The following is a 26132-nucleotide window of genomic DNA, read 5'->3' as shown; positions in this document are numbered from 1 at the left end:
ATGTATAAAATTTACTACTATATAGTTATTATAAAAAGTGCCCAGAGCGGGATTCGAACCCGCACGCCCTAATGGACACATGGCCCTCAACCATGCCTGTCTACCAGTTTCAGCACCTGGGCGGTAACGATATTACAATATAACATAAAACTAAAAAAGTATCGTAATAATTTACGATACTTTTTAGTGACCGGGCTGGGGCTCGAACCCAGGACCCTCTCCTTAAAAGGGAGATGCTCTACCAACTGAGCTACCAGGTCATAGATAATTCTATTATCAAATATTTATATGAGCCAAAAATAAGACTTAAAATATAAATCATATTTTTTTTAGTGACCGGGCTGGGGCTCGAACCCAGGACCCTCTCCTTAAAAGGGAGATGCTCTACCAACTGAGCTACCAGGTCATACATTCTTTTCCTTGAATGCGGGTGCAAATATACTATCATTAATTTATTTTTCAAGAAGAAATTGATATATTTTTATAATTTATTTTAAATGACGCGTTTTTTTATCAAAATCTACTTAATTTAGACAACATGAATATAGTATTAATAGGATATATGGGGAGTGGTAAATCTCTGTTAGGTAGTGGTTTATCGAGTAGTTTAAAGTTGAACTATCTAGATTTAGATGATTATATAGAAAATCAAGAAAAAAAATCTATTTCTAAGATTTTTAAAGACCAAGGAGAGATATATTTTAGGAAAAAGGAATCTTTATACCTAAAAGAGGTTTTAGAAAGTCATCAAAATACGATTATTTCTCTTGGAGGAGGTACGCCTTGTTTTGCTGGAAATATAGAAATCATAACAAATAAAGAAACTGTAAAAAGTGTATATTTACAAACCTCATTAGAAGAGCTAACAAAAAGATTGTTTACAGAACGTGATAAACGACCATTAATAGCACATCTAGAGACATTAGATCAGCTTAAAGATTTTATTAGGAAACACCTTTTTGAACGTTCTTTTTATTACAATCAGGCAGATTATAAGGTGACCACAGATCAGAAAAATGTAGCACAAATAGTAGAAGAGTGTAAGGTTGCGCTATTTTAAAATAGCAATATCCTCCTCTCCGAATTTTACAACAATATGCTCATGTAAGGAAGTAGATAGAGAAATCCCTTTAAAATCAGCTTTAATAGGATATTTTTTATGATTTCGATTGACTAAAACGGCTGTTTTAAATCTGGTTAATGGAACATCAAGAAAATGCTTTACACCATAGATAAGAGCAGTTCCTGAATTGAGTACATCGTCTGCAAGAATTATAGGTTTATTTTTGTATTTATCTGGTGTTATAGAGGTTTTTACAGTATTATGTGGAGATTTCTTATTCATAGTTACCTCACATAAAATTACTTGTAAATCAGAAATCCCTTCTAAAATAGTTTTTAATCGCTGAGCGAATATATATCCGTTTTCAGCAATTCCTGCAATTATAATCTCTCTTTCATTAATGTTAGTCTCATAAATCTGATACGCAATACGTCTTATTTTATGTTGTATTTGTTGGTGTGTAAGGATTATATTATGATTAGTTTGCATGTGTGTAATTTATTAATAAGTGTTTTTTGTGACGACAGAGGTAAATTAATATTGTTTTTCAAATATAAAAAAGAGTTCGTTACCCATGCGTGGATCTATAGAATTATAACAGTTTTCTAGTGTTTTTATAGTAAAATAGTTTGAAAACAATAACTCATATTCTTTTTTACGACCACCAAAGGGAGGTCCTTTATGATTAAACTTAGTATCAAATAAAAGACCAACTATTTTTCCTTTAGAAGAAAGAAGAGCTGCCATTTTTTGGACATATTCTTCTCTTTGTTCAGGAGGTATAGCACAGAAAAAAGTCTGTTCTATAATTAAGTCAAATGTATTGGTATGTTTAAAAAAGTCATCACAGATTAGATTATCAGAAGGAAACTCAGGGCATCGTTTTTTAAAGTTTAGTAATACATCTTCTACATGATCTAATATATAGACATTTTTAAACCCTTTTCTGAATAGATATTCTGCTTCATAGGCATTTCCACAACCAGGTATAAGGATTTTAGTGTTATAATTTATTAATTGATCAAAATAAGTAATTAGAGGAGGCGAAGCAAAGCCAATATCCCATCTTGTTTGTTTATCATGGTATCGGTTTTTCCAATACTTTTTATCTAATTTCATTCTTCGTTATCTTCCGTATTGTTATCTTTTTCTGTATCTTCTGTAAACCAATCATCAATATCTCTTCGATCTTTTTTAGTAGGTCTTCCTGTACCTTTTTTGCGATAATACTCTTTAGAATATTTTAAAAGATCTAATTTTTGCAACGCTTCTTTTGGAGTGGTGTCTTTACGATATATATCGACGAGCTTAGCTCCAATTCGATTATCAGGTGTGTCAAGTACTACAAGTTCATAATTAATTTGATTTTTGCGAACAGTAATTTTATCCATAGGGTAAATTTCCCTAGATGGTTTGATAAGATCTCCATTAACACGGATTTTACCATCTTTACATGCTTTTGTAGAAATGCTTCGTGTTTTAAAATATCGGATGCACCATAAGTATTTATCGACTCGCATAAAGGATGTTAAGTTTGTTTGTATTTATATAATAAAATGAACTAAAATAATAAATTAAGAATAAGGTTTACAGTACGTATTTGTATAATTCTATTTATACTACATTATAAAAACTATAAACAGATGAAACAAAAGTACAAGAAAATCGTATCTTGCGCCTTTAAAAAAAAGTAAATAGATGAATGTGATAAAATATAGTTGTGCTATTGTGTTAGTTGTATTGGCTTTATATAGTTGTAAAAAAGATGATGATGGAGGTGCAACAGTTACTCCTCCAAGAGATAGAGGAGAGCAACAAATAGCAGATGATAAGTTGTTACAAGACTACCTTAAAACACATTTTTATACTCCAGAAGATGTAGATGTTAATAATGATGCTGTTGTAGAATATCAGATAGTAAAATTCGATACAATAGCAGGTGATAATAGTAGTAAAGAAGCAATTTTTAATTCTAGCCTTTTAACTACAAAAAAAGTAACAAAAAATGACGTAGAATATATATTGTATATTTTAAATTTAGATAAAGGAGAAGGAAAGTCTCAGCCGACGTTTGCAGATTTTGCTTATACTACATATAAAGGAGAGTTGCTGTATAGTAAAAGTACTAAAGTATTTGATAGTGCAATTACTCCTGTTTGGTTTGATTTAGCATCTGTTGTAGATGGATTTAGAGAAGCGGTAGTAGATTTTAAAGGGGCAACTGACCCTAATCCTATGCCTAATAATGATGGTTCTACTACATACACTGGATTTGGTAGGTTGGTAGTGTTTATGCCTTCGGGATTAGCATATTTTAATGCAACTAATCAACCTAATATTCCTGCATATTCTCCTTTGATTTTTAATATACAATTGTATAATGCAAAACAAGCGGATCATGACGGTGACGGGATACCATCTTATTTAGAGGATTTAGACGGAGACGGTGTGGTTTTTGATCTTGATGATGATACGGATGGCGATAAAACTCCAAATTATGCAGATAGTGATGATGATAAGGATGGTACATTAACTAAAGATGAAATAACAGTTAAAGACCTTAATGGGGATGGAGTGATTACATTAGATGAAATTACATTCTATGATGATGATAATGATGGTATAAAGAATCATTTGGATTTTGATGATAGAGATTTAAAAAATGAATAGTTATATTACTTTATGACTAACTAACTAGATATTAACTTGTAGAAAAATAAAAATAAAAGCCTTCTAAATTAATTTAGAAGGCTTTGTTGTTATTATGTATGAGAGGTTTATTGTTTTCTCTTAATTACATTTTGTGCAGCTTTAGTAATAGATTCGGCATTTAAACCGTACTTTTCCATAAGTTGATCTGGAGTTCCACTTTCTCCAAAAGTATCCTTTGTTGCAATAAATTCTTGAGGAACAGGATAATGTTGAGCTAAAACTCTAGAAACACTTTCTCCTAGACCACCTAAGAAATTATGTTCCTCTGCAGTAACAATACATCGTGTTTTCTTTACAGAAGCTATAATAGCCTCATCATCTAGTGGTTTTATAGTATGTATATTGATAACTTCAGCGCTGATTCCTTGTTCTTGTAGCGCTTTTGCAGCCTGTAAAGCTTCCCATACCAAATGACCAGTAGCAACGATAGTTATATCAGTACCTTCTTGTAAAAGAACAGCTTTTCCTATTTCGAACTTTTGATCTTCTGCAGTAAAATTAGCTACTTTTGGTCTACCGAAGCGCAGGTATACAGGTCCCTCATGTTCTGCGATAGCAATCGTAGCTGCTTTAGTTTGGTTATAATCACAAGTATTGATTACAGTCATTCCTGGTAACATTTTCATAAGACCTATATCTTCAAGAATTTGATGCGTAGCACCGTCTTCTCCTAATGTTAGTCCTGCATGTGAAGCACAGATTTTTACATTTTTATCACTATAAGCAATAGACTGTCTGATTTGGTCATAAACACGTCCTGTAGAGAAGTTTGCAAATGTTCCTGTAAAAGGTATTTTACCTCCGATAGTTAATCCAGCTGCAATTCCCATCATATTAGCTTCTGCAATACCTATTTGGAAAAAACGCTCAGGGTGATTAGCTATAAAAGCATCCATTTTTAAAGAACCAATTAAATCAGCACATAATGCTACAACATTCTCATTGGTTTTACCTAATTCTTCTAGACCTGCACCAAAACCTGAACGAGTATCTTTTTTTCCTGTATCTATATATTTTTTCATTTTCTTTTTAATTTGGTATATTAATAATCACCTAAGGTTTCAGGATTTTGTTCTAGTCCTATTGCTAATTGTTCATCATTAGGAGCTTTTCCATGCCAAGCATGAGTATGCATCATAAAATCAATACCATTACCCATTACGGTGTGCATTAATATACAAACAGGTTTTCCTTTTCCTGTTCTGCTTTTTGCCTCTTTTAATCCTTCTATTACAGCAGTAATGTTATTACCTTCTTCAATTTCCATAACATCCCATCCAAAAGCTTCAAACTTAGCTTTTAAACTACCCATGGCAAGAACATCATCTGTAGCACCATCTATTTGCTTACCATTAAGATCTATAGTAGCGATAATATTATCTACCTTTTTTGCAGAAGCATACATTATAGCTTCCCAATTTTGACCTTCTTGAAGTTCTCCATCACCATGTAGACTGTATACCAGATGTGGATCTTTGTTAAGTTTTTTTGCTTGTGCAGCACCTAGAGCAACAGACATTCCTTGACCTAAAGATCCAGAAGCAATACGAATACCAGGAAGTCCCTCGTGAGTAGTAGGGTGACCTTGTAATCTGCTGTTAATAAGTCTAAATGTGTTTAATTCTTCTACCGGAAAATATCCACTACGAGCCAACACACTATAGTAAACTGGAGAGATATGACCGTTAGATAAGAAAAAAAGATCTTCATCAATACCATCCATATCGAAACCATCTTTTCTTTCTAGAATTTCTTGGTATAACGCGACAAAAAATTCGGCGCATCCTAGAGAACCTCCGGGGTGCCCTGAATTTACTTTATGTACCTGACGTAGGATATCTCTACGAACTTGTGTTACAAAATCTTCTAATTGCTTTGTTTTTGGCATTACAGTATTTGTTATCTTAGATTTAAAAATCCAAAAATACAGGTTTTGCATACGGTAGCAAAATGTAAAAGAGGCTTTTAATTAAAATCCAGAGGTTAATAACAGAAAGTTTATTTTTTTTTAATTTATTGATAATGATATTGATAGAGTAAAGAAAAATAAGGGGGATAATTAAGAATAATGCAAAAATTTATTTAAACAACTGATCAATAGGTGTTTATGTCTTTAAAAACATGCTTTTTTAGATATATACAAACTCTTTCTTGATTTTTATCATAATAGAATTGATACTTCTTTTTTTTTCAATACGAGTAATCCATGAAGAAAATCAACTGTTTTTACTGTCACTTTTAATATGTAACATTTTAATATAATTTGTAATACATCAAAGCTTAAAAGAGATTTTATCTAATTATTGATGTAGGGAGTTATAACACAAAAAAAAGACTATAGTCCCACAACTTAAATTTGTTAGTTATCTTTGCGCTTGATCAAACAATAATTATGCAATTTGACCTTTTGTCTAAAGACCCGGAAAGTAGTGCTCGGGCAGGAAAAATAACTACAGATCATGGTGTTATAGAAACACCGATTTTTATGCCAGTAGGTACAGTAGCTACTGTAAAAGGGGTGCATCAGAGGGAGCTGAAAGAAGATATCAATCCAGATATTATATTAGGAAATACATATCATTTATATTTGAGACCTCAGACTCCTATTCTAGAAAAAGCAGGAGGTTTACATAAGTTTATGAACTGGGATCGTAATATCCTTACCGATAGCGGTGGGTATCAGGTGTATTCTCTATCTGCTAATCGTAAAATTAAGGAAGAAGGAGTGAAGTTTAAATCTCATATAGATGGTTCTTATCATGTATTTACTCCAGAAAATGTAATGGAAATCCAACGTACAATTGGAGCGGATATTATAATGGCATTTGATGAATGTACACCATACCCTTGTGACTATAATTATGCCAAGAGAAGCATGCATATGACACATAGGTGGTTAGATCGATGCATGCAACATCTAAATAAAATTCCGGTTAAGTATGGGTATGATCAAGCTTTTTTTCCAATAGTACAAGGAAGTACTTATAAAGATCTTAGAAAACAGTCAGCAGAGTATATTGCAAATGCAGGAGCAGTAGGGAATGCAATAGGAGGGCTATCTGTAGGAGAACCAGCAGAAGAAATGTATGCTATGACAGAAGTAGTGACAACTATTTTGCCAGAAGATAAACCAAGATATTTAATGGGGGTAGGAACACCGATTAATATTTTAGAAAATATAGCGTTAGGAGTAGATATGTTTGATTGTGTAATGCCAACACGAAATGCTCGTAATGGTATGTTATTTACTGCACATGGAACTATTAATATGAAAAATAAAAAATGGGCAGATGATTTTTCTCCAATTGACGAAATGGGAATCACCTTTGTTGATACGGAGTATTCAAAAGCATATTTGAAACATCTTTTTTCAGTAAATGAATTATTAGGTAAACAAATAGCAACCATACATAATTTAGGTTTTTACTTATGGTTGGTTAGAGAAGCGAGAAAGCATATATTAGCAGGGGATTTTACCTCTTGGAAAAATATGATGGTTAAACAAATGGATAAAAGATTGTAAAAACTAAGATTATTTAAATCCTATGGAGTGATCTTTGATCAATTGATAACTAAAGATAGGATTTTGAATTTAGAGTGATTTTTATGAAAATATTAGACTGGTATATACTAAAAAGATATCTAGGAACATTTTTTATGATGATTTTATTATTTATTCCTATAGGAATAATAGTAGATCTTTCAGAAAAGATAGATAATATGCTAGAGCATCAAGTGCCTATAGATATAGTGGCAGGATACTATTTAAATTTTACTATTTATTTTGCTAATTTATTATTTCCTCTTTTTGTGTTTTTATCAGTAATTTGGTTTACTTCTAAACTAGCAAATAAAACAGAAATTATTGCTTTTTTAAGCTCTGGAGTTTCTTTTTGGAGATTTCTTAGACCATATATGATCGGTGCGATTATTATTTGTCTATCAGCATTAGCTATGGGGTTGTTTTTAGCTCCAAAAGCAAGCCAAGGGTTTAATGAATTTAAATATTCTTATCTTAAGAAAGGTAAAAAAATACAGGAGACTAAAAATGTATACCGACAGCTTAATGATAGTATGTATTTATATGCAAATAATTTTAGACCTTTAGAAAAATCAGCAACATATTTTACATTAGAATATTTTAATGGTAATAAATTAAAAACAAAAATATCTGCCAGAGAAATTATATTTAAGGATAGTATTTATGAGTTAAAAAACTATGTAAAACGTACAATATTAGATGACAAAGATATTATAGAAAAAGCAACAACAAAAGACACCGTATTACCTTTTAATATAGATGAATTTACTCCTGTTACTTATGTTGCAGAAACACTCAATTATGTAGAGTTGAGTAAATTTATAGAAAAAGAAAGTAAAAGAGGATCCTCTGATATCAACAGATATAAAGTAGTAGCATATAAACGATGGAGTATACCTGTTTCTGCATTTATTCTTACTGTAATAGGAGTTGCTGTTTCTTCTATGAAAAGAAGAGGAGGTATGGGAGTTAATCTCGCCGTAGGGATTTCATTAGCATTTGTTTTTATCTTTTTTGATAAAGTATTAGGGACATTAGCTAATCAATCAGATTTCCCTCCTATAGTTGCAGTATGGTTTCCTAATATATCTTTTGGGATTTTAGCTATTTATCTTTTATATAATGCCAAACGTTAAATTTAAAAACTATTTACACTTACACTTTATAGTATTTGTATGGGGGTTTACAGCAATTTTAGGAGAACTAATCTCTATCGAAGCATTACCGTTAGTCTGGTATAGAATGCTATTAGCTTCAGGGTTTATCTATAGTTATATATATTTCAAGAATATAAAATTAAGAGTTTCTAGAAGATTATTTTTTACACTTTTTCTAGCAGGAGTTATTATTGCACTACATTGGATTACATTTTTTGCAGCAATAAAAGTCTCTAATATATCAATAACATTAGCGATGTTATCTACAGGAGCCTTTTTTACTTCGATTTTAGAACCAATTTTTTATAAGAGGAAGATGATATGGTATGAAGTTGTTTTTGGAGGTATTGTTATTTTGGGATTATATATCATATTTAAAGTAGAAGGAGATTATCTCATGGGTATTCTATACGCGCTATCTTCAGCATTTTTATCATCTGTTTTTTCTTTAATTAATGGAAAAATGGCAACAGAATACAATCCATCGATGATTTCTTTTTATGAACTTTTGAGCGGAGTAGGAGTTGTAACTGTTTATTTACTGGCAGTAACTTTCTTTGGAACGGAAACAGATGGTTTTACAACCTCATTCTTTCAATTATCGACATCGGACTGGTTATTTATTATAGTATTAGCATCAGTTTGTACAGCATATGCTTTTATAGGATCGGTACAAGTAATGAAGTATTTAAGCCCTTATACAGTAATGCTAACAACTAATTTAGAACCAGTGTATGGGATAGTGTTAGCATTTTTAATTTTTGGAGAAGCAGAAAAAATGACCTCTCAGTTTTACTATGGTGCACTCATCATTTTGAGCACAGTAATTCTGAACGGAATATTTAAAAATGCTAAAAAAACAAAAAGAGAAGAAACTTTACATAACATTACGAAGTAAAGTTTTTATATTTGTCGGCTAACCCTAGTTAATTAAAATATATTCTTGATATGGAATATTTAGATTTTGAACTTCCCATTAAGGAGCTTGAAGAGCAATTTGAAAAAGCTTGCGCTATAGGAGAAGAAAGTGAAGTAGATGTTACTGACACTTGCAAACAAATTGAAAAAAAACTAAAAGAAACCAAAAAAGAAATATACAAAAATCTTACACCTTGGCAGCGTGTTCAGCTATCAAGGCATCCATCGAGACCATATACTCTGGATTATATAGATGCGATTTGTGGAGAATCTTTCTTAGAATTGCATGGAGATCGAAATGTTCGTGACGATAAAGCAATGATTGGAGGATTAGGAAAAATAGGCAACCAGAGCTTTATGTTTGTAGGTCAACAGAAAGGATATAATACTAAGACCAGACAGTATCGTAATTTTGGAATGGCAAATCCCGAAGGATATCGTAAAGCGCTTCGTTTAATGAAAAGCGCAGAGAAATTCAATATTCCTGTAGTAAGTTTTATAGATACTCCAGGGGCTTATCCAGGATTAGAAGCTGAAGAACGCGGGCAAGGAGAAGCAATTGCACGTAATATACTAGAAATGACACGCCTTAAAGTTCCTGTTATAGTTATCATAATAGGAGAAGGAGCTAGCGGTGGAGCCCTAGGAATTGGAGTGGGAGATAAAGTATTAATGTTAGAAAATGCATGGTATTCTGTAATTTCTCCAGAAAACTGCTCTTCTATTTTATGGAGAAGCTGGGAGCAGAAAGAACAAGCAGCAGAAGCATTAAAACTTACTGCAAAAGACAGTGTGAAGCATAAGGTAGTCGATGAAATTGTTAAAGAACCATTAGGAGGCGCTCATAGTGATAGAAAAGCTACTTTTGAAGAAGTAAGAGATAGAATTCTGGCTTCGTTTGAGGAATTAAAAAACTTATCACCAGAAGAATTGATCGAAAAGCGAATGGATAAATATGCAAATATGGGGGTCTATAAAGATTAAACCCTAAAAAAACCACTTACTAACTGAATCTGAAGCTTACGGTTTCAGATTTTTTTATGCTTATTAACAATAAATTTAAGTTATTAACAGTTCATTTGTTGAAGACTAGTGAACATTCGTATCTTTATATTTAGATACATCTCTTTACAATTTTTTTACATTCGCAGTCATGGAAAAAGTACAAAAAACTCAACAAAAAAATTATGGTCGGGGGAACGTAATTTCGCTTGAGAAAGGAAAAATACCTCCTCAAGCCGTTGATTTAGAAGAAGTTGTTCTCGGAGCAATGATGATTGATAAGAAAGGAGTCGATGAAATTATTGACATACTTAATCCTGATGTCTTTTATAGAGAAGCACATCAATATATCTTCGAAGCAATATTTAAACTCTTCGAAAACTCTGAACCAATAGACTTATTAACGGTTTCTACTCAATTAAAAAAAGATTCGAAATTAGAACTAGCTGGGGGGGATTATTATTTAGTACAATTAACCCAAAAAATAGCGTCTTCTGCACATATAGAGTTTCATGCAAGGATTATTCTTCAGAAATATATACAGCGAAGTTTGATTAAAATTTCGAATGAAATTATCGAAGAATCTTATGATGAAACTGCAGATGTTTTTGATCTTTTGGATATGGCAGAATCTAGACTCTATGAGGTTACTCAAGGAAATATAAAACGATCTACAGAGTCAGCCCAGAATTTGGTTATACAAGCAAAGAAAAAGATACAGGAGATATCAAACAAAGAAGGGATGAGTGGAGTTCCATCTGGTTTTGATAAATTGGATAAACTCACTTCTGGATGGCAACCTAGTGATTTAATCATTGTAGCAGCACGTCCTGGTATGGGTAAAACAGCCTTAACCCTATCAATGGCTAGAAATATGGCGGTAGGGAGTAATATTCCTGTAGCCTTTTTCTCTTTAGAGATGTCCTCGGTTCAATTGATTACACGTTTAATTTCTTCAGAAACAGGACTTTCTTCAGAAAAATTACGTACAGGTAAACTAGAAAAACATGAGTGGGAACAGCTTAATGTAAAAGTAAAAGATCTAGAGAAAGCACCTCTATTTATTGATGATACACCTTCATTATCTATTTTTGATTTACGAGCAAAAGCACGTCGTCTTGCATCACAGCATGGTATTAGAATGATTGTTATTGATTATCTTCAATTAATGACTGCAGGAGGAAGTGGTAAAAATGGAAACCGTGAACAAGAAATTTCTACGATTTCTCGTAACCTAAAAGCCTTAGCAAAAGAATTGAATATTCCTGTAATTGCTTTATCTCAGTTATCTCGTGCGGTAGAAACTCGTGGAGGGAGTAAAAGACCATTACTTAGTGATCTGCGTGAATCTGGAGCAATCGAGCAGGATGCAGATATAGTTGCATTTATCTTTAGACCTGAATATTATAAAATAGATGAGTGGGATGACGAAGAAAGATCTCCTACCCAAGGACAAGGAGAATTCATAGTAGCAAAACACCGTAATGGTGGTTTAGAGAATATTAGGTTAAAATTCATTGGACACTTAGGTAAATTTGATAACTTAGATGATTTTAATACTCCTTTTGAGTATCATTCTAAAATGAATGATGGTAATGAAGAAGAATCGCTTAATACAAGTCATCTTCCTAGTGCCGATGAAGCTTTTGGGAGTAGCATAAATGATTCTAATGATGATGACGAAGTACCGTTCTAAGAAAAAACCAGTTTTTCAATTTTTCTTAATGTATAAGAAAGTAGTAAAACCAATTATAATTGCATTATTCCTTTTAGGAACATTACAGTCCTATGCTTCTTATGTATTAGTGCCTATGGATGCCGAGGGGCAGCAAAATCATTTAAAAGCTTATGGGATTACATACTGGACGTTAAGTAAAGATCTTAAAGTAAAATGGTTATTAAATTATAGAGGAGGATCTTTTCTTTTACCCGATACAGAAGGTATTAGGAAAGAATGTACTATTCGAGGAGTTTCTTATGAAGTGCTTAGCGATGCTGAAACTAATGAGATTTTAGAAGAGATTAGTAGTCCATCACAGAATATGGAAGCTGTAGTCTTAGAAAAAGCGCCAAAGATAGCAGTATATTCTCCTAAAGGGAATCAACCGTGGGATGATGCAGTTACTATGGTGTTAACCTTTGCAGAAATCCCTTATAAAACTATTTATGATAAAGAAGTACTAGAAGATAACCTTATTTTGTATGATTGGTTACATTTACATCATGAAGATTTTACAGGGCAGTATGGTAAGTTCTATGCCTCCTATAGAGCTACACCTTGGTATATTAGAGAAAAAGCATCTGCAGAAAAACTAGCAAAATCACTAGGATATCAGAAGGTTTCACAAGAAAAACTAGGAGTAGCTTTAAAAATCCGAGATTACGTTGTAGGAGGTGGATTTATGTTTGCCATGTGTAGTGCTACAGATAGTTTTGAGATAGCATTGGCAGCAGAAGGAGTAGATATTTGTGAACCAATGTTTGATGGAGATCCTAGTGAACCAGGGTATCAATCAAAAATAGATTACAATAAAACTTTTGCTTTTAAAAATTTCACTTTAGAACGGAGTCCCAATGTTTATGAGTTTTCTTCTATAGATATGACTAGAAAACGTAGAATTACTAAGACTACAGATTATTTTACACTTATGGATTTTTCTGCGAAGTGGGACCCAATTCCAACAATGCTTTGCCAAAATCACACTGCTTTAGTAAAAGGATTTATGGGACAAACAACAGCATATAATCCTAATGAGATTAAATCTAATGTATTAATACTTGGTGAGAATAAAACCAATTCAGAAGCACGTTATATACACGGAATTAAAGGAAAAGGTTTTTTTACATTTTATGGAGGGCACGATCCTGAAGATTATACCCATAGAGTAGGAGATCCGAAAACCGAACTGGAGTTACATCCTAACTCACCTGGATATCGTTTGATCCTGAATAACGTACTTTTTCCAGCAGCAAAAAAGAAAAAACAAAAAACTTAACTACTTTTTATCTATTACTCTTTCTTTAATAATGGTTTATAGAAACAAATTTACATATTACTTTTTGTGACTTTATTTTCCTTTATAGCCAAATGAAGTAAAATAAAATGATAAAAAGAGAGATGATTATATTGTCTCAATTTTTAGAATACTGTTATCCTAAAAGTTTGTGAATTATATTGTTTTTAATTCATTTGAGTAAGTTGGTAAATGAAAATAAATTTTATTCCTATTGCTATACCAGAGATCATATATAGCTCAATAAAAACTAGTTTTCATTAAAGGAGAACGAAATGAAGATAGATTCAGCTATTTTTCGAGTTTGGAATAAGATTATCCATACGGTACAATTTATGTTAATAGAATCAGTTCTTGAAGAAATATAATAACTACAAGATAAGACTAAAAAATATATTGAGTATACGACAGAATATGAAACTAAATAGAAGAATAGGGTTTCTGTGAAGGATAATTTCGGAATCAGATATGACTAATTATTTAATACCTATTTCCAAAGGAAGCGCTTCTAATTATGACTCTATTCAACAATGGCATTATAGATCATGTTTATGAATCAGAGGAAATTAAAAAAATGATAAACTATTGTTGTAAGGTTATTTAGATAATGCGACTATAGTTTGTAAAATTAACTCATTATAAGAATGTTGATCATGAAAAACCTACTCATAGGATTACTTTTAATTACTACTGTAATATCCTGTAAACAAGAAACAACATCTGAAAAAAAAACTCAGATTAAAGAAGAAACGATACTAGATCGATCTAATGATTTTCCTAAAGATATTGCAGCAGTTTTTAATGCTCATGGTGGTATCAAAGCTTTTGATCAAATGAATACTTTGATTTTTGAGATGGTTAAACCAGAAGGGAATGAAAAGCATACTATAGATCTTAAAACTCGTCATGCACGTATAGAAACAGATCAGTTTATTTTAGGTTTTGATGGTGAAGAGGCTTGGTTAGAACAAGATTCTACATATTTTAATGGCAACCCTCGTTTTTATCATAATCTTATGTTTTATTTTTATGCAATGCCTTTTGTTTTAGGAGATGATGGGATTTCGTATGAAAAAGTAGAAGATCTTAAAGTAGAAAATAGTTCATATTTAGGCTATAAAGTGTCCTATGATGATGGAGTAGGAGATTCACCAAAAGATAATTATTTTTTGTACTATGATAAAGTATCAGGTAAGATGAAATATCTTGCCTATACGGTTACTTTTTTTAGTAAAGAAGAGAGTAAAAAAATAAGTTTGATTGAATATGCTGATTGGGAGAATATAGATGGACTATTATTTCCTAAAACACTAAAATGGAGAGAGTATAAAGATGGTGTAGTTGGAGAAATTAAAGGCGAAAGAAATTTTGTAAATGCTAGTGTAAGTAAAGAAAAACCACTTCCCTCATTATTTCAAAAAACTGTATTAGAAAAAGATAAAACGATATAAAGATATTTTAAATTCATAAAAGTCATCAATCTATATTGATGACTTTTTTTATTCAATTTATATAAAAACGATATCATCCAGAGCTTTTTGAAGGATGAATATAGTTTTACTGTTTCGAAAAATGATTCGAGTTGATTATTGGTATAGAATACTAAAAATTATGAATAATTTAACGTTGCATTTTTTATATGGTGTTGAGTTATTATGATAATAATTTATAGTAATGTGTTAGATTTTAATCAAAACCTAACACATTACTAAGTTTTAAAGTAGATAAAATTATTTAACCTTATATTTTCTTACTCAATTAGATATATAAAAAAATAAAGCTATAATAGTGTGTAAAATATAAAAAGGATTAATACTTTTAGAGGATACAAAGAAGTTTAAGGACTGATTTCTATATATTAGAATAGGTAAAGGACTTTGGTTATAAAATTAGATGATTTCACTGAAAACAGGGTGTTATTTTTGAGTGAGATTAGTCAATTTTGTAAAGTAAAAATTAATCAATATTTAAATATATCACTATGAGTTCGATTCAAAATGACGAAATGGTTGCCGAAATCTTTAATTTCTTTTATCCAAAGAACAACATAAAAGCCTATGATGTTACTGATGATTTACGTGATTTAGCTGCAGAAATGTATGCAGAGGCTTTAGAAGCCTCACAAGCTATGCACCTTGTGCCTAGACCAACCTATACGCCTTCATTTAAATGGTTGATAAAAGAAGGGGTAAAAGCAGTATGGAGATCCAAAGGGGGAGATGAAATTTATGAAACCGTTCGAGTTACAGTAGCATTAAAATATAAAAGCAATTATCACATGAAAAAAATGGGGGTTTAAGAATAGGGGTTTCTGAAAAACTAAGAGTTATCAAATTGAGTCTGTCAAAGTTTTTGATATATCGATTTTTGAAACATCTTCCATAGACTTAATTAATTATCTACATTCTGTATTTTTATTACATTATTTAGTGTATTTATTTTGATACCGTTTCCATAATTTAGTTTGATGACTTTCTAAACTAATATTACGTCCTTGGATAAATGCTTTTTCTAATTGATTGGTACGCATATCTAAAGCATCACCAATACTAATAAATAAAGTTGCATCTTTACCAACTTCAAGAGTTCCTACAATATCATCAATACCAAGAATTTTAGCACTATTACCAGTAATAAGTTGTAGTGCTTTTTCTTTGTCTAATCCATGAGCCGCAACAGTTCCTGCCTGAAAAGGTAGGTTACGAGTATTAGCACGTTCCATTGAGCCACTATTTTGCAATGCAACAAGTACTCCAGCTTCCATTAGTAATTTTGCGTTTTTATAAGGTAAATCGTAATCATCATCTTCTAATGTAGGAGTACTATGTGTTCTTGTAGTTAGAACCGAAACATTATTCTGTTTTAACTGTGCAGCAACTTTATATGCCTCATAAGCTCCAACTAATACTAATTTTTTAATATTATTTTCTTTAGCAAATGTGAGTATGTCCAAAATTTGTTTTTCAGTATTAGCATTTACAAATAAGGTTTTGGAGCCATCAAAAATACCACGCATTGCCTGATAGGGTAAGTTGTTCATAGTGTTTTTTGAGTTCGTAGTCGCTTTAGATTGATGGATGAAATCTACTAATTCTGTAATCTGTTTCGAGTAGTTTTTATTAGGTTTAAAACCTGGATCTTCTCCCATCCACCAGCGACCTCTGGTAAAAGTACTAGGCCAGTTTATATGAATTCCATCATCTAATTTTATAACAGCATCTTCCCAGTTCCAAGCATCTAATTGTACAATTGATGAAGTTCCCGAAATTCTCCCGCCACGAGGAGTGACTTGTGCAATTAAAATACCATTTGGGCGCATACTTTCTACAATTTTACTTTCGGCATTATAGGCAATAATACTTCGTATGTGGGGATTGTAATTTCCGATTTCACTATCATCATCTGTGGCGCGAACAGCACCTATTTCTACTAATCCTAATGTAGAATTTGGGGCGATAAAACCCGGATATACATGTTTTCCTGCCGCATCGATTATTTTTCCTTTTGTAGGAGTACTGCCAATAGCATCTATAGCGGTTATTTTTCCGTTTTCAAAAATAATCATACTATTTTCGATAACTTTTCCATTACCAATGTGTGCCGTAGCGCCAGTGATTGTAATCGGGGTACTTTGTGGCTTAGCAGGAGTTTGTTGAGCTGTTATATTTCCAAAGAAGAAGATATAGAAGGCTACTATATATATAATTTTGTTCATGTTTTTTTTAATTTTAAACTACAATATTCGAAGTCTGACCTATATTTTTTTAATGAATGGTTTCTAACGTTTCACATTCAAAATGCTGTTTCTCTTTTTTCTTAACGGGTTGTGTCTTAAGACCATTATTTTTTGCTTTTAGCATCATTGTAGAAAGCTTATTTTTTTCTACTGCAATAGATTTTCGCATTGCTTTATCTTTTTCAAGATCAAAATAAATAGCTCCTTCAATTATGGTTTTTTCTGCTTTAGCATATATAGATAAAGGATGATCTGTCCATAAAACTAAATCTGCATCTTTACCCACTTTAATACTTCCTACACGATGATCTATATGAAGTAATTTGGCAGGATTTAAGGTTACAAATTTTAAAGCATCTTCTTCACTAACTCCTCCGTATTTTACAGACTTTGCAGCTTCTTGATTAAGACGACGAGACATTTCTGAATCATCACTATTGATTGCCGTTAAAACTCCTTGACTATGCATAATCGCAGCATTGTATGGTATAGCATCATTAACCTCATATTTATAAGCCCACCAATCAGAGAAAGTAGACCCGCCAACACCATGTGCTGCCATCTTATCGGCTACTTTATATCCTTCTAGGATATGGGTAAAAGTATTGATTCTAAAGTTAAATTTTTCTGCCACTTTCATAAGCATATTAATCTCACTTTGTACATAAGAGTGACAACTAATATATCGTTTACCATTTAGGATCTCTACCAATGTTTCCATTTCGGTATCTTTACGATATGGTTTACCGCTATTTTTAAGTTTTTCATATTCTTTTGCTCGTGAGAAGTAATCTATATATAATTGCTCGACTCCCATTCTTGATTGTGGAAAACGACTAAAGCTTTGCCAATTACTTTGTTTTACGTTCTCTCCTAATGCAAATTTTATAAATTTAGGAGTGTTCGGAAAAATAAGGTTATTAGCACGCTCCCCCCATTTTAGTTTTAGGATTGCAGAACGTCCCCCAATAGGATTAGCAGAACCATGAAGTACTTGAATTGATGTTACTCCTCCGGCAAGATTTCTATAGATATTGATATCGTCGGGAGAAATAACATCTTCGATTGTTACTTCTGCTGTAGAATTATGTCCTGCTTCATTAATGGCAGCTGCTGCAATATGAGAATGTTCATCAATAATACCTGCAGTAATATGTTTCCCTGAAGCATCAATTACTTTAGCACCTCCAGAATTAAGGTTTTTACCAATTGCAGAAATTTTACCATTTTTAATGAGTACATCCGTTTCTGTTAAAATACCATTTGCTTCATTAGTCCATACCGTTGCATTTTTTAATAGCATAGTTTCTGATTTGGGTAAAACAGCATTACCATATGCAATATTTGGGTATGTGATAGGTAAGATTTGAGGTTTTTTCTTATTATCAGTAGATTTTTTTTCTTCTTTTTTAGTCGAAGTTTCTTTAGGTTTTTTCTTTACAGAAAAAGAAGCTTGTGTTCCGTTTGGAAGAATTGCTTTGCCATTCCAGGAATTTGAGGTGTCCCCAATTTTAGATACAATTCTTGTGTATTGGGTTTTGGTAGTGTCGGCACCTGTAAATGTAATGGTTACCCAATCATTCTTATAACTTATTTTAGAGTTCAATTTGGTTTTCCCTAATTTTATTTCGGCTTTTGGTTTTGACGGTTTTCCTGAAATTGACAGCTCATATGTGGTTCTGGCAACGGTTAATTCATATGTTCCATTAATATCAGTAATATTCATATCATTTACTACATTTTTATGACCTTGTACCCAGTTTTCATAAATGATATTGTCTTTAGTAAATAACTCATCTTTGGTAATTAAAAAATTGGCATAACTTCCTTTTTTGATACTTCCTAAAAGATCACTTTTTCCCAGAATTTGAGCAGGTATAGTTGTCAGCGCGGCAATAGCTGTCTTTTTATCTAAACCATGTTCTATAGCTTTAATAATTCTGGTTTTTAAATCTGCGACCTTTTTTAATTTATGTGTAGTTAGAGAAAAGGTAATACCATTTTTTGATAAAACCGAAGGATTTGTTGGAGCTTGATTCCAGTGGCGCATATCTCCAAGACTTACAATATTAGCAGCAAAAGGGTCAGATACATCATAGGCATCAGGGAAATCTAATGGAATGATATACTTGGCATTGGTAGCTTTTACTTCATCAATTCTTGCATATTCATCTCCACCGCCAATTATAATATATTGTGTGTTAAATTGATCTCCAACTTTATCTGCTCTAAATCCATTAATTCGGCTTCCTGCTTCAAAAATTTGAGGAAGAGCTTTATTTCTGTTCAGTGCTTCTAATGATAAATCTTTGCTATTTGCATTACCATCCGCATACCATCTTGCATCATGATACGTCTGTCTTAGTAATGCCATAGCTCCCATTAATGAGGTTGGATATAACTGCTTACTTTTGTTACTTTTATAAAAAGATAAAAATTGCGCAGAGCGGTCACTTAATAATCGATCTCCTTCTGTACCATTGTTGTTTAGAGCTACTAATAATCCTGTTCCTCTTATAATACCATCTGGCATATGAGTATTAAGAACTCCAAATCCTTCTTTTACATATTCTGTAGCTTTTTTTGCATCATATTTAAAATGTGTAAGAGCATTTGTTTCAGGACGAATATGATCATTCCAATAATAACCTTCTCTAGAGGCTTTATACTGAGGGTTTCCTGCAAAAGGATTCCCTCCTTTAGTACTAAGTTTTTTGATACCAAAGTTAGTAAAGGGATCTATAAAAGAGGCATAGATATGTTTTCCTTTAAGATCAATAATTATACTATTGTTGGGAATAGAAATAGCACTACCCACCTGAACAATTTTACCTTTTTGGATGATTAATGTTCCATTTTTGATTTCAGAATTAGGTGTGGTGTGGATAGTTCCGTTTTTAAATACAATATAGTTAGAGTTTATTATATTAACCCCATCATTTTTTGGGAAATAATCCTGAGAATATAAGTTTAATATAAAACAAAATATTGCTACGAGCAATAGTAGTTTTTTTTTCATGAAAAGAAGTGTAATAAATTGAAAACTAAATATAGTAGTTACCTAAAGAAAATAGTGTTAATTAATTATTTTTTAACAAAAAATATTGTTGTGTTTTCCTTTTTTTGTTTGTAATTACCTCCAAAAGAATAAAACTTTATATTTAGAATGAGAATACTATTAATTACCCTGTTATTAAGCAATGTCCTAGTTTATGGTCAATCTACTATAATAAATACCTCTGATTCAGGAGGAGACTTTTCATCAAACTTAAGTCCTTATAATTCACAAATAGTAATCAAGAAAGCAACAAAATCTCGTATTAAAGGTCATGTGTACAATGAAGAGAGTAATAAATTAGCTACGATTTATATTGGCAAAAGAAAGTCTACTAGAAGTTTTGTTAGATATAATGCTTTTAATGGTGAGATGGAAATGACAGTTGAGGGAGGTAAGGTTTATAACATGATCAAAAGAGATGGTGTTAAAGTTGTTCTTGATGATGGATATACTTATACAATATTTGATCATGAAGGATTGAAACAGTTTTTTGTTGTAAAAAACAAAAATAAAGGAAGATTTTCTTTATTACTTAAAATAGCGAAAAAAATAAAACAAGGAAGACCGGGAAGAGGAGGATATGGAAATAGTATTCCTTCTAAATATATTGAAGATAATAAGTATTTTATATTTGATAGTGAAAAAGGAGAAATGATGAACGTAAAACTTAAAAAGAAAGAAATACTTCATGTTTTAGGTAAAAAAAATGAAATAGAAAAATTTACATCTTCTAATAAACTAAGTTATAAGAAAGAGAAACATATTGTAAAGATTATTAATTATTATAATACTTTATTATAATTTTTTAGCCTTATAATAGTTAACGACTAATGCGACAACATAACTATATGTATGTATACCGTCGGGTTGGTCGTTAGCTTTTAGATAGGTATCATAAGTACTTTTAAAAATTGGTTCGATAGGATTTTCATAGAATTCCCAGAATTCATTTACTTCACGATAATTTTCTTGTATACCAGGTCTTAATTTTTCCATAAGGCATATTGCTTTTTGTTCATCTCGAAGATAAAGATCGTTAAGGCAAAATTTTAAGGCAAATGTAATCCCACTATACTTAAAATAAAGATCATCGTAATTTGTCGTAACTAATACGGCTATAAAATTAGCTTCATTTTCTTTAGCAAAACCTAGTTGATGTGCTTCTTCATGGACACTTGTTGTTGGAGTTTTATGATTAAGAATTAAGCTATTTACCTGAGCTTCATTAGTAATAGGATTTAAATACCCACTAAAACCCATGTAGGTTAGCGGTAGGCTTAAAAGTGATTTTTTAATACTTTTTGGGTGGTAGCGTAGGGTAGGTAATATATTTTGTAATTGTTGATATGCAGGTACTGTTTTCTGAAATATTTCTTTTTTAGAATATGGGATTCGTATAGGTAAAGAATCATTTGGTTGAAGCTTTATATGTAATGTATTAGCTTTAGTTATTAATTTTTCTGAAACTCTGATCAACTCACTTTCTGTGTATTCGTCATCTATTTTTAATATTTCATGTAGAGGTAATCTATAATAATTTATCCCCCATAGGATATGAAAGAGGGCATAAATGATAGATAAAGTAGCTCCGATATCTAAGAAAACCTCTTTCCAAATAATTTTTTTAATAAGGACTTTTTTAAATAAAAAACGAATGAGAAAAATGATCAAAATACAATATAAAATATCTCCAAAAGAAAATGGTAACCACCCAAATATGTATCGTAAAATTCGGGAAATATAAATAAATAAACTATTACTATAAAATTGCTCAATGAAATCAGGGAAAAATGATATAATTTTAATCAATATGATTTGTATTGGTAATAATATTGTAAGATATAGTTTTGTCTTAGATTGCATTGAGTAAATATATTTACATTTCTTAATTAAGAATTATAAATTAAGAGTTTTTTAGTATTCTTTTTCTTAGCTCTTGAAACTTTGACACCTAGAAACTTTGATACTTGATTTAAAATATAGAATTTCGCATATCTAAACACAATACACCTATGAATTCAGAAATAAGAGTTTTAGAACCTAAAAACCTTTGGAATAAATTTGCAGACCTTAATGCTGTACCACGACCTTCAAAAAAAGAGGAACGTGTGATAGCATTTATGAAAGATTTTGGGGAATCTTTAGGATTGGCAGTTGAGATTGATAAAGTTGGTAATGTCTTGATCAGAAAACCAGCAACATCTGGGATGGAGGATCGAAAGATAGTAGTGATGCAATCTCACTTGGATATGGTACATCAAAAGAATGCAGATACTGATTTTGATTTTGATACACAAGGTATAGAAATGTATGTAGATGGAGACTGGGTAAGAGCTAATGGTACAACCTTAGGAGCAGATAATGGATTAGGAGTAGCTACAATTATGGCAATCTTAGAATCAACAGATATTATACATCCTGCAATCGAAGCATTGTTTACTATTGATGAAGAAACAGGGATGACTGGAGCAATGGGATTAGAAGGAGGGTGGTTACAAGGTGATATATTACTAAACCTTGATACCGAAGAAGATGATGAAATAGGAGTAGGATGTGCTGGTGGTATTGATGTTACTGCAAAACGAAATTATAAAGAAGAGCTTGTCACTGATGGTAAGCTTGCATATACCATTTCTATACGTGGACTTAACGGGGGGCATTCTGGAATGGACATCCATAAAGGTTTAGGTAATGCCAATAAAATTATGAATCGTCTATTATTTGATGGATTTGAGAATTTTGGATTACAAATCAATGAAGTTAGAGGAGGGAGTTTACGTAATGCAATCCCTAGAGAGAGTTTTGCTAAGATAGTAGTAGACATGGTACAAGCAGAAGCTTTTGAATTTGAAATAGGTGAGTTGATTAAAATAATACAGGCAGAGTTATCTGTAGTAGATCCAAACCTTACTATAGAGATTAGTACAACAGATCTGCCAGTAAAAGTGATGGAACTAGGAGTTCAGGAAGGATTTTTAAAAGCATTATACGCTGCACATAATGGAGTGTATAACATGAGTGCATCGATTCCTGATTTAGTAGAAACGTCGAATAATATTGCTAAAATAACTATCAAGGACGGAAGTATTGTTATCGAATGTTTAACAAGGAGTAGCGTAGAGTCTTCTAAGCAGGATTTAGTAAATAAATTAAGAGCTACTTTTGAGTTAGTAGGTTGTGAGGTGACCGTTGGTGGTGATTATCCTGGATGGGCTCCTAATATGAATTCGTCTATATTGACAGTATTAGACGAATTATATCAAAAATTAAATGGAGAAAAAGCCCATGTAGCTGCATGTCATGCAGGATTAGAATGTGGTATTTTAGGACAAAATTATCCAGATATGGATATGATATCTTTTGGTCCAACAATTTTAGGAGCACATTCACCAGATGAAAGAGCTAGTATCTCTTCTGTACAGAAATACTGGAAATTTGTAAGAGAAATTTTAGAAAATATTCCTAAAAAATAATAATATACTAAATAGTTATTTTAGAATTTCTGATATAACTATTACTTAGTGTTTTAGGTATAATATAAAATAAAAGTATCGAGAATTTATATAGATTCTCGATACTTTTTTTATATACACTTAATGCGATAGCATTCGTAAATATTTTGTTTTAATGATATATCATATCTTCATTTACTGCTTTGTAATCTACTTCAGAAGCTTTTCGGTATTTAAGTTCTATCGTATTCCAATCAGTAGCCCATCCTTTAGCTATATTGTTTAAGTATACTATTTTTAATTTATGTTTTCCTTTTTGTAATGCAATAGAACTTTCTATTGGATGCTTCTTTAAAGGAGTTTTATAATCAAGAACTAATTGATCTGCTATCCAAACTTGATCTTGAGTACTAGAAAAATAATATACTCCATCTTCTGGAATATCAATATATCCATCTAAAAATACTGCTCTAAAATTTTCTTCTTTTACTTCGTGCCCCCAATGATAAGTAGTGTTACTTTCCTCAATCTTTTTAATGATTGATGAAGAGGCATTAGTGTGATCAGGAACATCATTAACAGTATTAAAATATCCTTTTACTTCTTTCATCGTTAATCCTTTGGATAATTCAGTAGTTTTACTTGAAGCAGAAATAATTTTTTCTTTAGTTACATTAAGTTTTCTAATACTACTCATTTTACCATTATCAAGAACAGAAGCTATACGTAAGTCTGTAGTCTTAGTAAATTTTAGAGGTTCTTTATATACGGTACTATTTTGGGTCGGATTTGTTCCATTTATAGTATATACCATTTTAACAGGGTGAGTTGTTGTAAACGGTATACTGATACTGTCCGTAAATACAATAGTATTAGACGTAGGACCTTCTGGTAGAGGGATATGATGATTAGTCTTGTAATAGTCCAGAATAGTATAGATAGGATTTAATCTATTTAAAAAGTCATCAAATTTTTTATTTTCTTTTTGTGTCCATGTAACCTCTGCTAATGCTATTATACGAGGATAAAGCAAATATTCTATGGTCTCGTCCTTATACGTATATTCTGACCATACATTTCCTTGCGCACCTAAGATATGTTTCTTTTTATCTTCTTCAATTTCTTTAGGTATTGGATCGTAGTTATATACTTTTTCCAGAGGAATATATCCTCCAAACGCCAAAGGTTCTGTTTTAAAATCACCTTGATAAAAGTTGAAATAACAATATTCAGAAGGGGTCATAATAACATCATGCCCTTCATTAGCAGCTTTGATACCTCCTTCTTCACCTTGCCATGACATGATATTTGTTGTAGCAGTAATCCCGCCTTCTAGGATCTCATCCCAACCAATCATTTTTTTATGATGCTTGGATAATATTTTTTCAACCCTAGCCATAAAATAACTTTGAACTTCTTTTTCGTCTTTTAAACCTTCTCGTTTTTTTAGTTTTTGACATTCAATAGAATTTTCCCATTGGTCTTTAGGAACTTCATCTCCTCCCATATGATAGTATTCATAAGGGAAAAGAGTAGCTAGTTCTGTAATTACATCTTCTATAAATGTGTATGTTTCTTCTTTCCCTGGACAAAGGATACTAGATTCAACCCCCCATAAATTTCTTACTTTATATTCTTTTTGGTCACAAGAAAGTTCTGGATATCCTGCTAAAATAGCTATGGCATGACCTGGAGTATCAAATTCTGGAACAATATCTATAAATCGTTCTTTTGCATATTGTACCACTTCTTTTATTTCTTCTTGAGTATAAAATCCTTGATGATAAGATCCATCAGCATTTTTCCTTTTAGATCCTATTGTTGTAAGTTTAGGGTATTTTTTTATTTCTACACGCCAACCCTGATCATCAGTTAAGTGCCAGTGAAATTTATTTATTTTAAAAAGGGATAAAATATCAAGATGTTTTTTTATAAAATCAGCAGAGAAAAAATGTCTGGAAACATCGAGATGCATTCCTCTCCAGCTAAAACGTGGTTTATCTTCTATATCCAAAGCCTTAATTTTGATAGGGAAAGAAATCTGGCTATTAGTAGTATAGAAGGGTAAGAGTTGCATAAAAGTCTGCATTCCATAAAATAACCCTTTATCAGTACTTGCTTTTATTTTTATATTGTCTTCTGAGATAGATAAACGGTATTCTTCTTCACTAAAATTTAGAGTCGTTTCCTTAATTAGTTGGATGCTATTTTTAATATCATTACCCTTGGTTACAGAAAAGGCATGACCTGTTGAAGTCTTTATTTTTTCAATAAAAAAATCTGCAATAAGTTTAGAGGATTCATCATTATATAGAAAAGAAGTGTTTCCGTTTAGTTTAAAATACCCTTTTCCTTTAGTGATATTAAATGGTTTAGGTGTGATGTTTAGTGATTGATCGATTACCGGTGATGATTTTTCTGGGTTTTTACAACCTATAAAAATTAAAAAGAGGAGTGGTATGATTCGTAAATTCATTAT

The 26132-nt window shown here is 31.6% G+C and carries 21 protein-coding genes and 3 tRNA genes; 12 read left to right on the top strand and 12 right to left on the bottom strand.

The genetic code is table 11. From position 1 onward, the window contains the following. Nucleotides 1-38: 38 nt before the first annotated feature. The 3 genes from N456_RS19885 to N456_RS19875 all read right to left on the bottom strand — a co-directional run bounded on the left by N456_RS19885 (nt 39) and on the right by N456_RS19875 (nt 406). A tRNA-Leu gene (locus N456_RS19885) sits at nt 39-122 on the bottom strand. A 65-nt stretch (nt 123-187) separates the two neighbouring features. After that, nucleotides 188-260: transfer RNA gene (locus N456_RS19880), tRNA-Lys, on the bottom strand. 73 nt (nt 261-333) lie between these two features. Beyond that, a tRNA-Lys gene (locus N456_RS19875) sits at nt 334-406 on the bottom strand. 132 nt (nt 407-538) lie between these two features. Here N456_RS19875 and N456_RS19870 point away from each other — a divergent pair. Next, nucleotides 539-1060 (top strand): shikimate kinase, encoded by a 522-nt coding sequence (locus N456_RS19870; RefSeq protein WP_062061057.1) that lies wholly within the window; start codon nt 539-541, stop codon nt 1058-1060. On the opposite strand, the gene N456_RS19865 is transcribed toward N456_RS19870, so the two are convergent. Genes N456_RS19865 through N456_RS19855 form a run of 3 tightly spaced genes read right to left on the bottom strand, consistent with a single transcriptional unit; the run spans nt 1052 to nt 2583 of the window. Beyond that, a complete protein-coding gene (locus N456_RS19865) occupies nt 1052-1552 on the bottom strand; it encodes a phosphoribosyltransferase family protein (protein WP_062061054.1) in 501 nt (166 codons plus the stop codon). The genes N456_RS19870 and N456_RS19865 overlap by 9 nt on opposite strands. 45 nt (nt 1553-1597) lie before the next feature. Then, nucleotides 1598-2182 carry a methyltransferase domain-containing protein gene (locus tag N456_RS19860; protein WP_062061051.1) on the bottom strand — a complete coding sequence of 195 codons (585 nt, stop codon included), beginning with the start codon at nt 2180-2182 and terminating at the stop codon, nt 1598-1600. Then, nucleotides 2179-2583 carry an RNA-binding S4 domain-containing protein gene (locus N456_RS19855; protein ID WP_062061048.1) on the bottom strand — a complete coding sequence of 135 codons (405 nt, stop codon included), beginning with the start codon at nt 2581-2583 and terminating at the stop codon, nt 2179-2181. Before N456_RS19855 ends, N456_RS19860 begins: the two co-directional genes overlap by 4 nt. A gap of 178 nt (nt 2584-2761) precedes the next feature. Here N456_RS19855 and N456_RS19850 point away from each other — a divergent pair, with 178 nt between their 5' ends. Beyond that, a complete protein-coding gene (locus tag N456_RS19850) occupies nt 2762-3733 on the top strand; it encodes an FKBP-type peptidyl-prolyl cis-trans isomerase (protein ID WP_062061045.1) in 972 nt (323 codons plus the stop codon). Between the two features lie 107 nt (nt 3734-3840). On the opposite strand, the gene N456_RS19845 is transcribed toward N456_RS19850, so the two are convergent. Continuing rightward, a complete protein-coding gene (locus N456_RS19845; protein ID WP_062061042.1) occupies nt 3841-4797 on the bottom strand; it encodes a transketolase family protein in 957 nt (318 codons plus the stop codon). Between the two features lie 20 nt (nt 4798-4817). Continuing rightward, nucleotides 4818-5663 (bottom strand): transketolase, encoded by an 846-nt coding sequence (locus tag N456_RS19840; RefSeq protein WP_062061162.1) that lies wholly within the window; start codon nt 5661-5663, stop codon nt 4818-4820. Nucleotides 5664-6167: 504 nt separating this feature from the next. On the opposite strand from N456_RS19840, the gene tgt reads away from it, so the two are divergent. The 8 genes from tgt (at nt 6168) to N456_RS19800 (ending at nt 15706) form a co-directional block, all read left to right on the top strand. Continuing rightward, nucleotides 6168-7298: a tRNA guanosine(34) transglycosylase Tgt gene (gene tgt / locus N456_RS19835; RefSeq protein WP_062061040.1), complete on the top strand. Its 1131-nt coding sequence runs from the start codon at nt 6168-6170 to the stop codon at nt 7296-7298. An 83-nt stretch (nt 7299-7381) separates the two neighbouring features. Continuing rightward, on the top strand, nt 7382-8452 hold the full coding sequence (locus tag N456_RS19830) for an LptF/LptG family permease (protein WP_062061037.1): 1071 nt from the start codon (nt 7382-7384) through the stop codon (nt 8450-8452). Next, on the top strand, nt 8439-9371 hold the full coding sequence (locus tag N456_RS19825) for a DMT family transporter (protein ID WP_062061034.1): 933 nt from the start codon (nt 8439-8441) through the stop codon (nt 9369-9371). The genes N456_RS19830 and N456_RS19825 overlap by 14 nt, the downstream gene beginning before the upstream one ends. Before the next feature lie 50 nt (nt 9372-9421). Continuing rightward, nucleotides 9422-10375, top strand: coding sequence for an acetyl-CoA carboxylase carboxyltransferase subunit alpha (locus N456_RS19820; protein ID WP_062061032.1), 954 nt, complete (start codon nt 9422-9424; stop codon nt 10373-10375). Nucleotides 10376-10544: 169 nt separating this feature from the next. Beyond that, nucleotides 10545-12089, top strand: coding sequence for a replicative DNA helicase (gene dnaB / locus N456_RS19815; protein ID WP_062061029.1), 1545 nt, complete (start codon nt 10545-10547; stop codon nt 12087-12089). A 28-nt stretch (nt 12090-12117) separates the two neighbouring features. After that, nucleotides 12118-13389, top strand: a complete 1272-nt coding sequence (locus N456_RS19810) for an asparagine synthetase B (protein ID WP_205410291.1) — start codon at nt 12118-12120, stop codon at nt 13387-13389. Nucleotides 13390-14060: 671 nt separating this feature from the next. Beyond that, a complete protein-coding gene (locus tag N456_RS19805; protein WP_062061026.1) occupies nt 14061-14858 on the top strand; it encodes a DUF6503 family protein in 798 nt (265 codons plus the stop codon). A gap of 530 nt (nt 14859-15388) precedes the next feature. Further along, nucleotides 15389-15706, top strand: a complete 318-nt coding sequence (locus tag N456_RS19800) for a hypothetical protein (RefSeq protein ID WP_062061023.1) — start codon at nt 15389-15391, stop codon at nt 15704-15706. Nucleotides 15707-15829: 123 nt separating this feature from the next. Here the strand turns inward: N456_RS19800 and N456_RS19795 are convergent, their stop codons facing one another. Together N456_RS19795 and N456_RS19790 are read right to left on the bottom strand one after the other, a co-directional pair. Next, nucleotides 15830-17122: an amidohydrolase family protein gene (locus tag N456_RS19795; protein WP_062061020.1), complete on the bottom strand. Its 1293-nt coding sequence runs from the start codon at nt 17120-17122 to the stop codon at nt 15830-15832. A 49-nt stretch (nt 17123-17171) separates the two neighbouring features. Further along, nucleotides 17172-20162 carry an amidohydrolase family protein gene (locus N456_RS19790; protein ID WP_062061017.1) on the bottom strand — a complete coding sequence of 997 codons (2991 nt, stop codon included), beginning with the start codon at nt 20160-20162 and terminating at the stop codon, nt 17172-17174. A gap of 147 nt (nt 20163-20309) precedes the next feature. On the opposite strand from N456_RS19790, the gene N456_RS19785 reads away from it, so the two are divergent. After that, the gene (locus N456_RS19785) at nt 20310-21002 is read left to right on the top strand and encodes a hypothetical protein (RefSeq protein WP_062061014.1); all 693 of its coding nucleotides are present in this window, start codon (nt 20310-20312) and stop codon (nt 21000-21002) included. Here the strand turns inward: N456_RS19785 and N456_RS19780 are convergent. Beyond that, nucleotides 20997-22064: a DUF3810 domain-containing protein gene (locus N456_RS19780; RefSeq protein WP_062061011.1), complete on the bottom strand. Its 1068-nt coding sequence runs from the start codon at nt 22062-22064 to the stop codon at nt 20997-20999. The genes N456_RS19785 and N456_RS19780 overlap by 6 nt on opposite strands. A 149-nt stretch (nt 22065-22213) precedes the next feature. Between N456_RS19780 and N456_RS19775 the strand changes: the two genes are divergently transcribed. After that, nucleotides 22214-23674 carry an aminoacyl-histidine dipeptidase gene (locus N456_RS19775; protein WP_062061008.1) on the top strand — a complete coding sequence of 487 codons (1461 nt, stop codon included), beginning with the start codon at nt 22214-22216 and terminating at the stop codon, nt 23672-23674. A gap of 151 nt (nt 23675-23825) precedes the next feature. Here N456_RS19775 and N456_RS19770 read toward each other — a convergent pair whose 3' ends face one another. Further along, nucleotides 23826-26129 carry a family 20 glycosylhydrolase gene (locus tag N456_RS19770; RefSeq protein WP_062061005.1) on the bottom strand — a complete coding sequence of 768 codons (2304 nt, stop codon included), beginning with the start codon at nt 26127-26129 and terminating at the stop codon, nt 23826-23828. Between the last annotated feature and the right edge of the window lie 3 nt (nt 26130-26132).

Origin of the sequence: Aquimarina longa SW024, from assembly GCF_001401755.1 — a bacterium.
In the GTDB taxonomy this organism is placed as follows: Bacteria; Bacteroidota; Bacteroidia; order Flavobacteriales; family Flavobacteriaceae; genus Aquimarina; species Aquimarina longa.
This window is presented reverse-complemented; position numbering and strand designations above follow the sequence as displayed.

What these genes read in the sequence shown, in the direction of transcription:
- N456_RS19870 (WP_062061057.1), top strand. Translation starts at nt 539, where the DNA reads ATGAATATAGTATTAATAGGATATATGGGGAGTGGTAAATCTCTGTTA.
- N456_RS19865 (WP_062061054.1), bottom strand. Translation starts at nt 1,552, where the DNA reads ATGCAAACTAATCATAATATAATCCTTACACACCAACAAATACAACAT.
- N456_RS19860 (WP_062061051.1), bottom strand. Translation starts at nt 2,182, where the DNA reads ATGAAATTAGATAAAAAGTATTGGAAAAACCGATACCATGATAAACAA.
- N456_RS19855 (WP_062061048.1), bottom strand. Translation starts at nt 2,583, where the DNA reads ATGCGAGTCGATAAATACTTATGGTGCATCCGATATTTTAAAACACGA.
- N456_RS19850 (WP_062061045.1), top strand. Translation starts at nt 2,762, where the DNA reads ATGAATGTGATAAAATATAGTTGTGCTATTGTGTTAGTTGTATTGGCT.
- N456_RS19845 (WP_062061042.1), bottom strand. Translation starts at nt 4,797, where the DNA reads ATGAAAAAATATATAGATACAGGAAAAAAAGATACTCGTTCAGGTTTT.
- N456_RS19840 (WP_062061162.1), bottom strand. Translation starts at nt 5,663, where the DNA reads ATGCCAAAAACAAAGCAATTAGAAGATTTTGTAACACAAGTTCGTAGA.
- tgt (WP_062061040.1), top strand. Translation starts at nt 6,168, where the DNA reads ATGCAATTTGACCTTTTGTCTAAAGACCCGGAAAGTAGTGCTCGGGCA.
- N456_RS19830 (WP_062061037.1), top strand. Translation starts at nt 7,382, where the DNA reads ATGAAAATATTAGACTGGTATATACTAAAAAGATATCTAGGAACATTT.
- N456_RS19825 (WP_062061034.1), top strand. Translation starts at nt 8,439, where the DNA reads ATGCCAAACGTTAAATTTAAAAACTATTTACACTTACACTTTATAGTA.
- N456_RS19820 (WP_062061032.1), top strand. Translation starts at nt 9,422, where the DNA reads ATGGAATATTTAGATTTTGAACTTCCCATTAAGGAGCTTGAAGAGCAA.
- dnaB (WP_062061029.1), top strand. Translation starts at nt 10,545, where the DNA reads ATGGAAAAAGTACAAAAAACTCAACAAAAAAATTATGGTCGGGGGAAC.
- N456_RS19810 (WP_205410291.1), top strand. Translation starts at nt 12,118, where the DNA reads ATGTATAAGAAAGTAGTAAAACCAATTATAATTGCATTATTCCTTTTA.
- N456_RS19805 (WP_062061026.1), top strand. Translation starts at nt 14,061, where the DNA reads ATGAAAAACCTACTCATAGGATTACTTTTAATTACTACTGTAATATCC.
- N456_RS19800 (WP_062061023.1), top strand. Translation starts at nt 15,389, where the DNA reads ATGAGTTCGATTCAAAATGACGAAATGGTTGCCGAAATCTTTAATTTC.
- N456_RS19795 (WP_062061020.1), bottom strand. Translation starts at nt 17,122, where the DNA reads ATGAACAAAATTATATATATAGTAGCCTTCTATATCTTCTTCTTTGGA.
- N456_RS19790 (WP_062061017.1), bottom strand. Translation starts at nt 20,162, where the DNA reads ATGAAAAAAAAACTACTATTGCTCGTAGCAATATTTTGTTTTATATTA.
- N456_RS19785 (WP_062061014.1), top strand. Translation starts at nt 20,310, where the DNA reads ATGAGAATACTATTAATTACCCTGTTATTAAGCAATGTCCTAGTTTAT.
- N456_RS19780 (WP_062061011.1), bottom strand. Translation starts at nt 22,064, where the DNA reads ATGCAATCTAAGACAAAACTATATCTTACAATATTATTACCAATACAA.
- N456_RS19775 (WP_062061008.1), top strand. Translation starts at nt 22,214, where the DNA reads ATGAATTCAGAAATAAGAGTTTTAGAACCTAAAAACCTTTGGAATAAA.
- N456_RS19770 (WP_062061005.1), bottom strand. Translation starts at nt 26,129, where the DNA reads ATGAATTTACGAATCATACCACTCCTCTTTTTAATTTTTATAGGTTGT.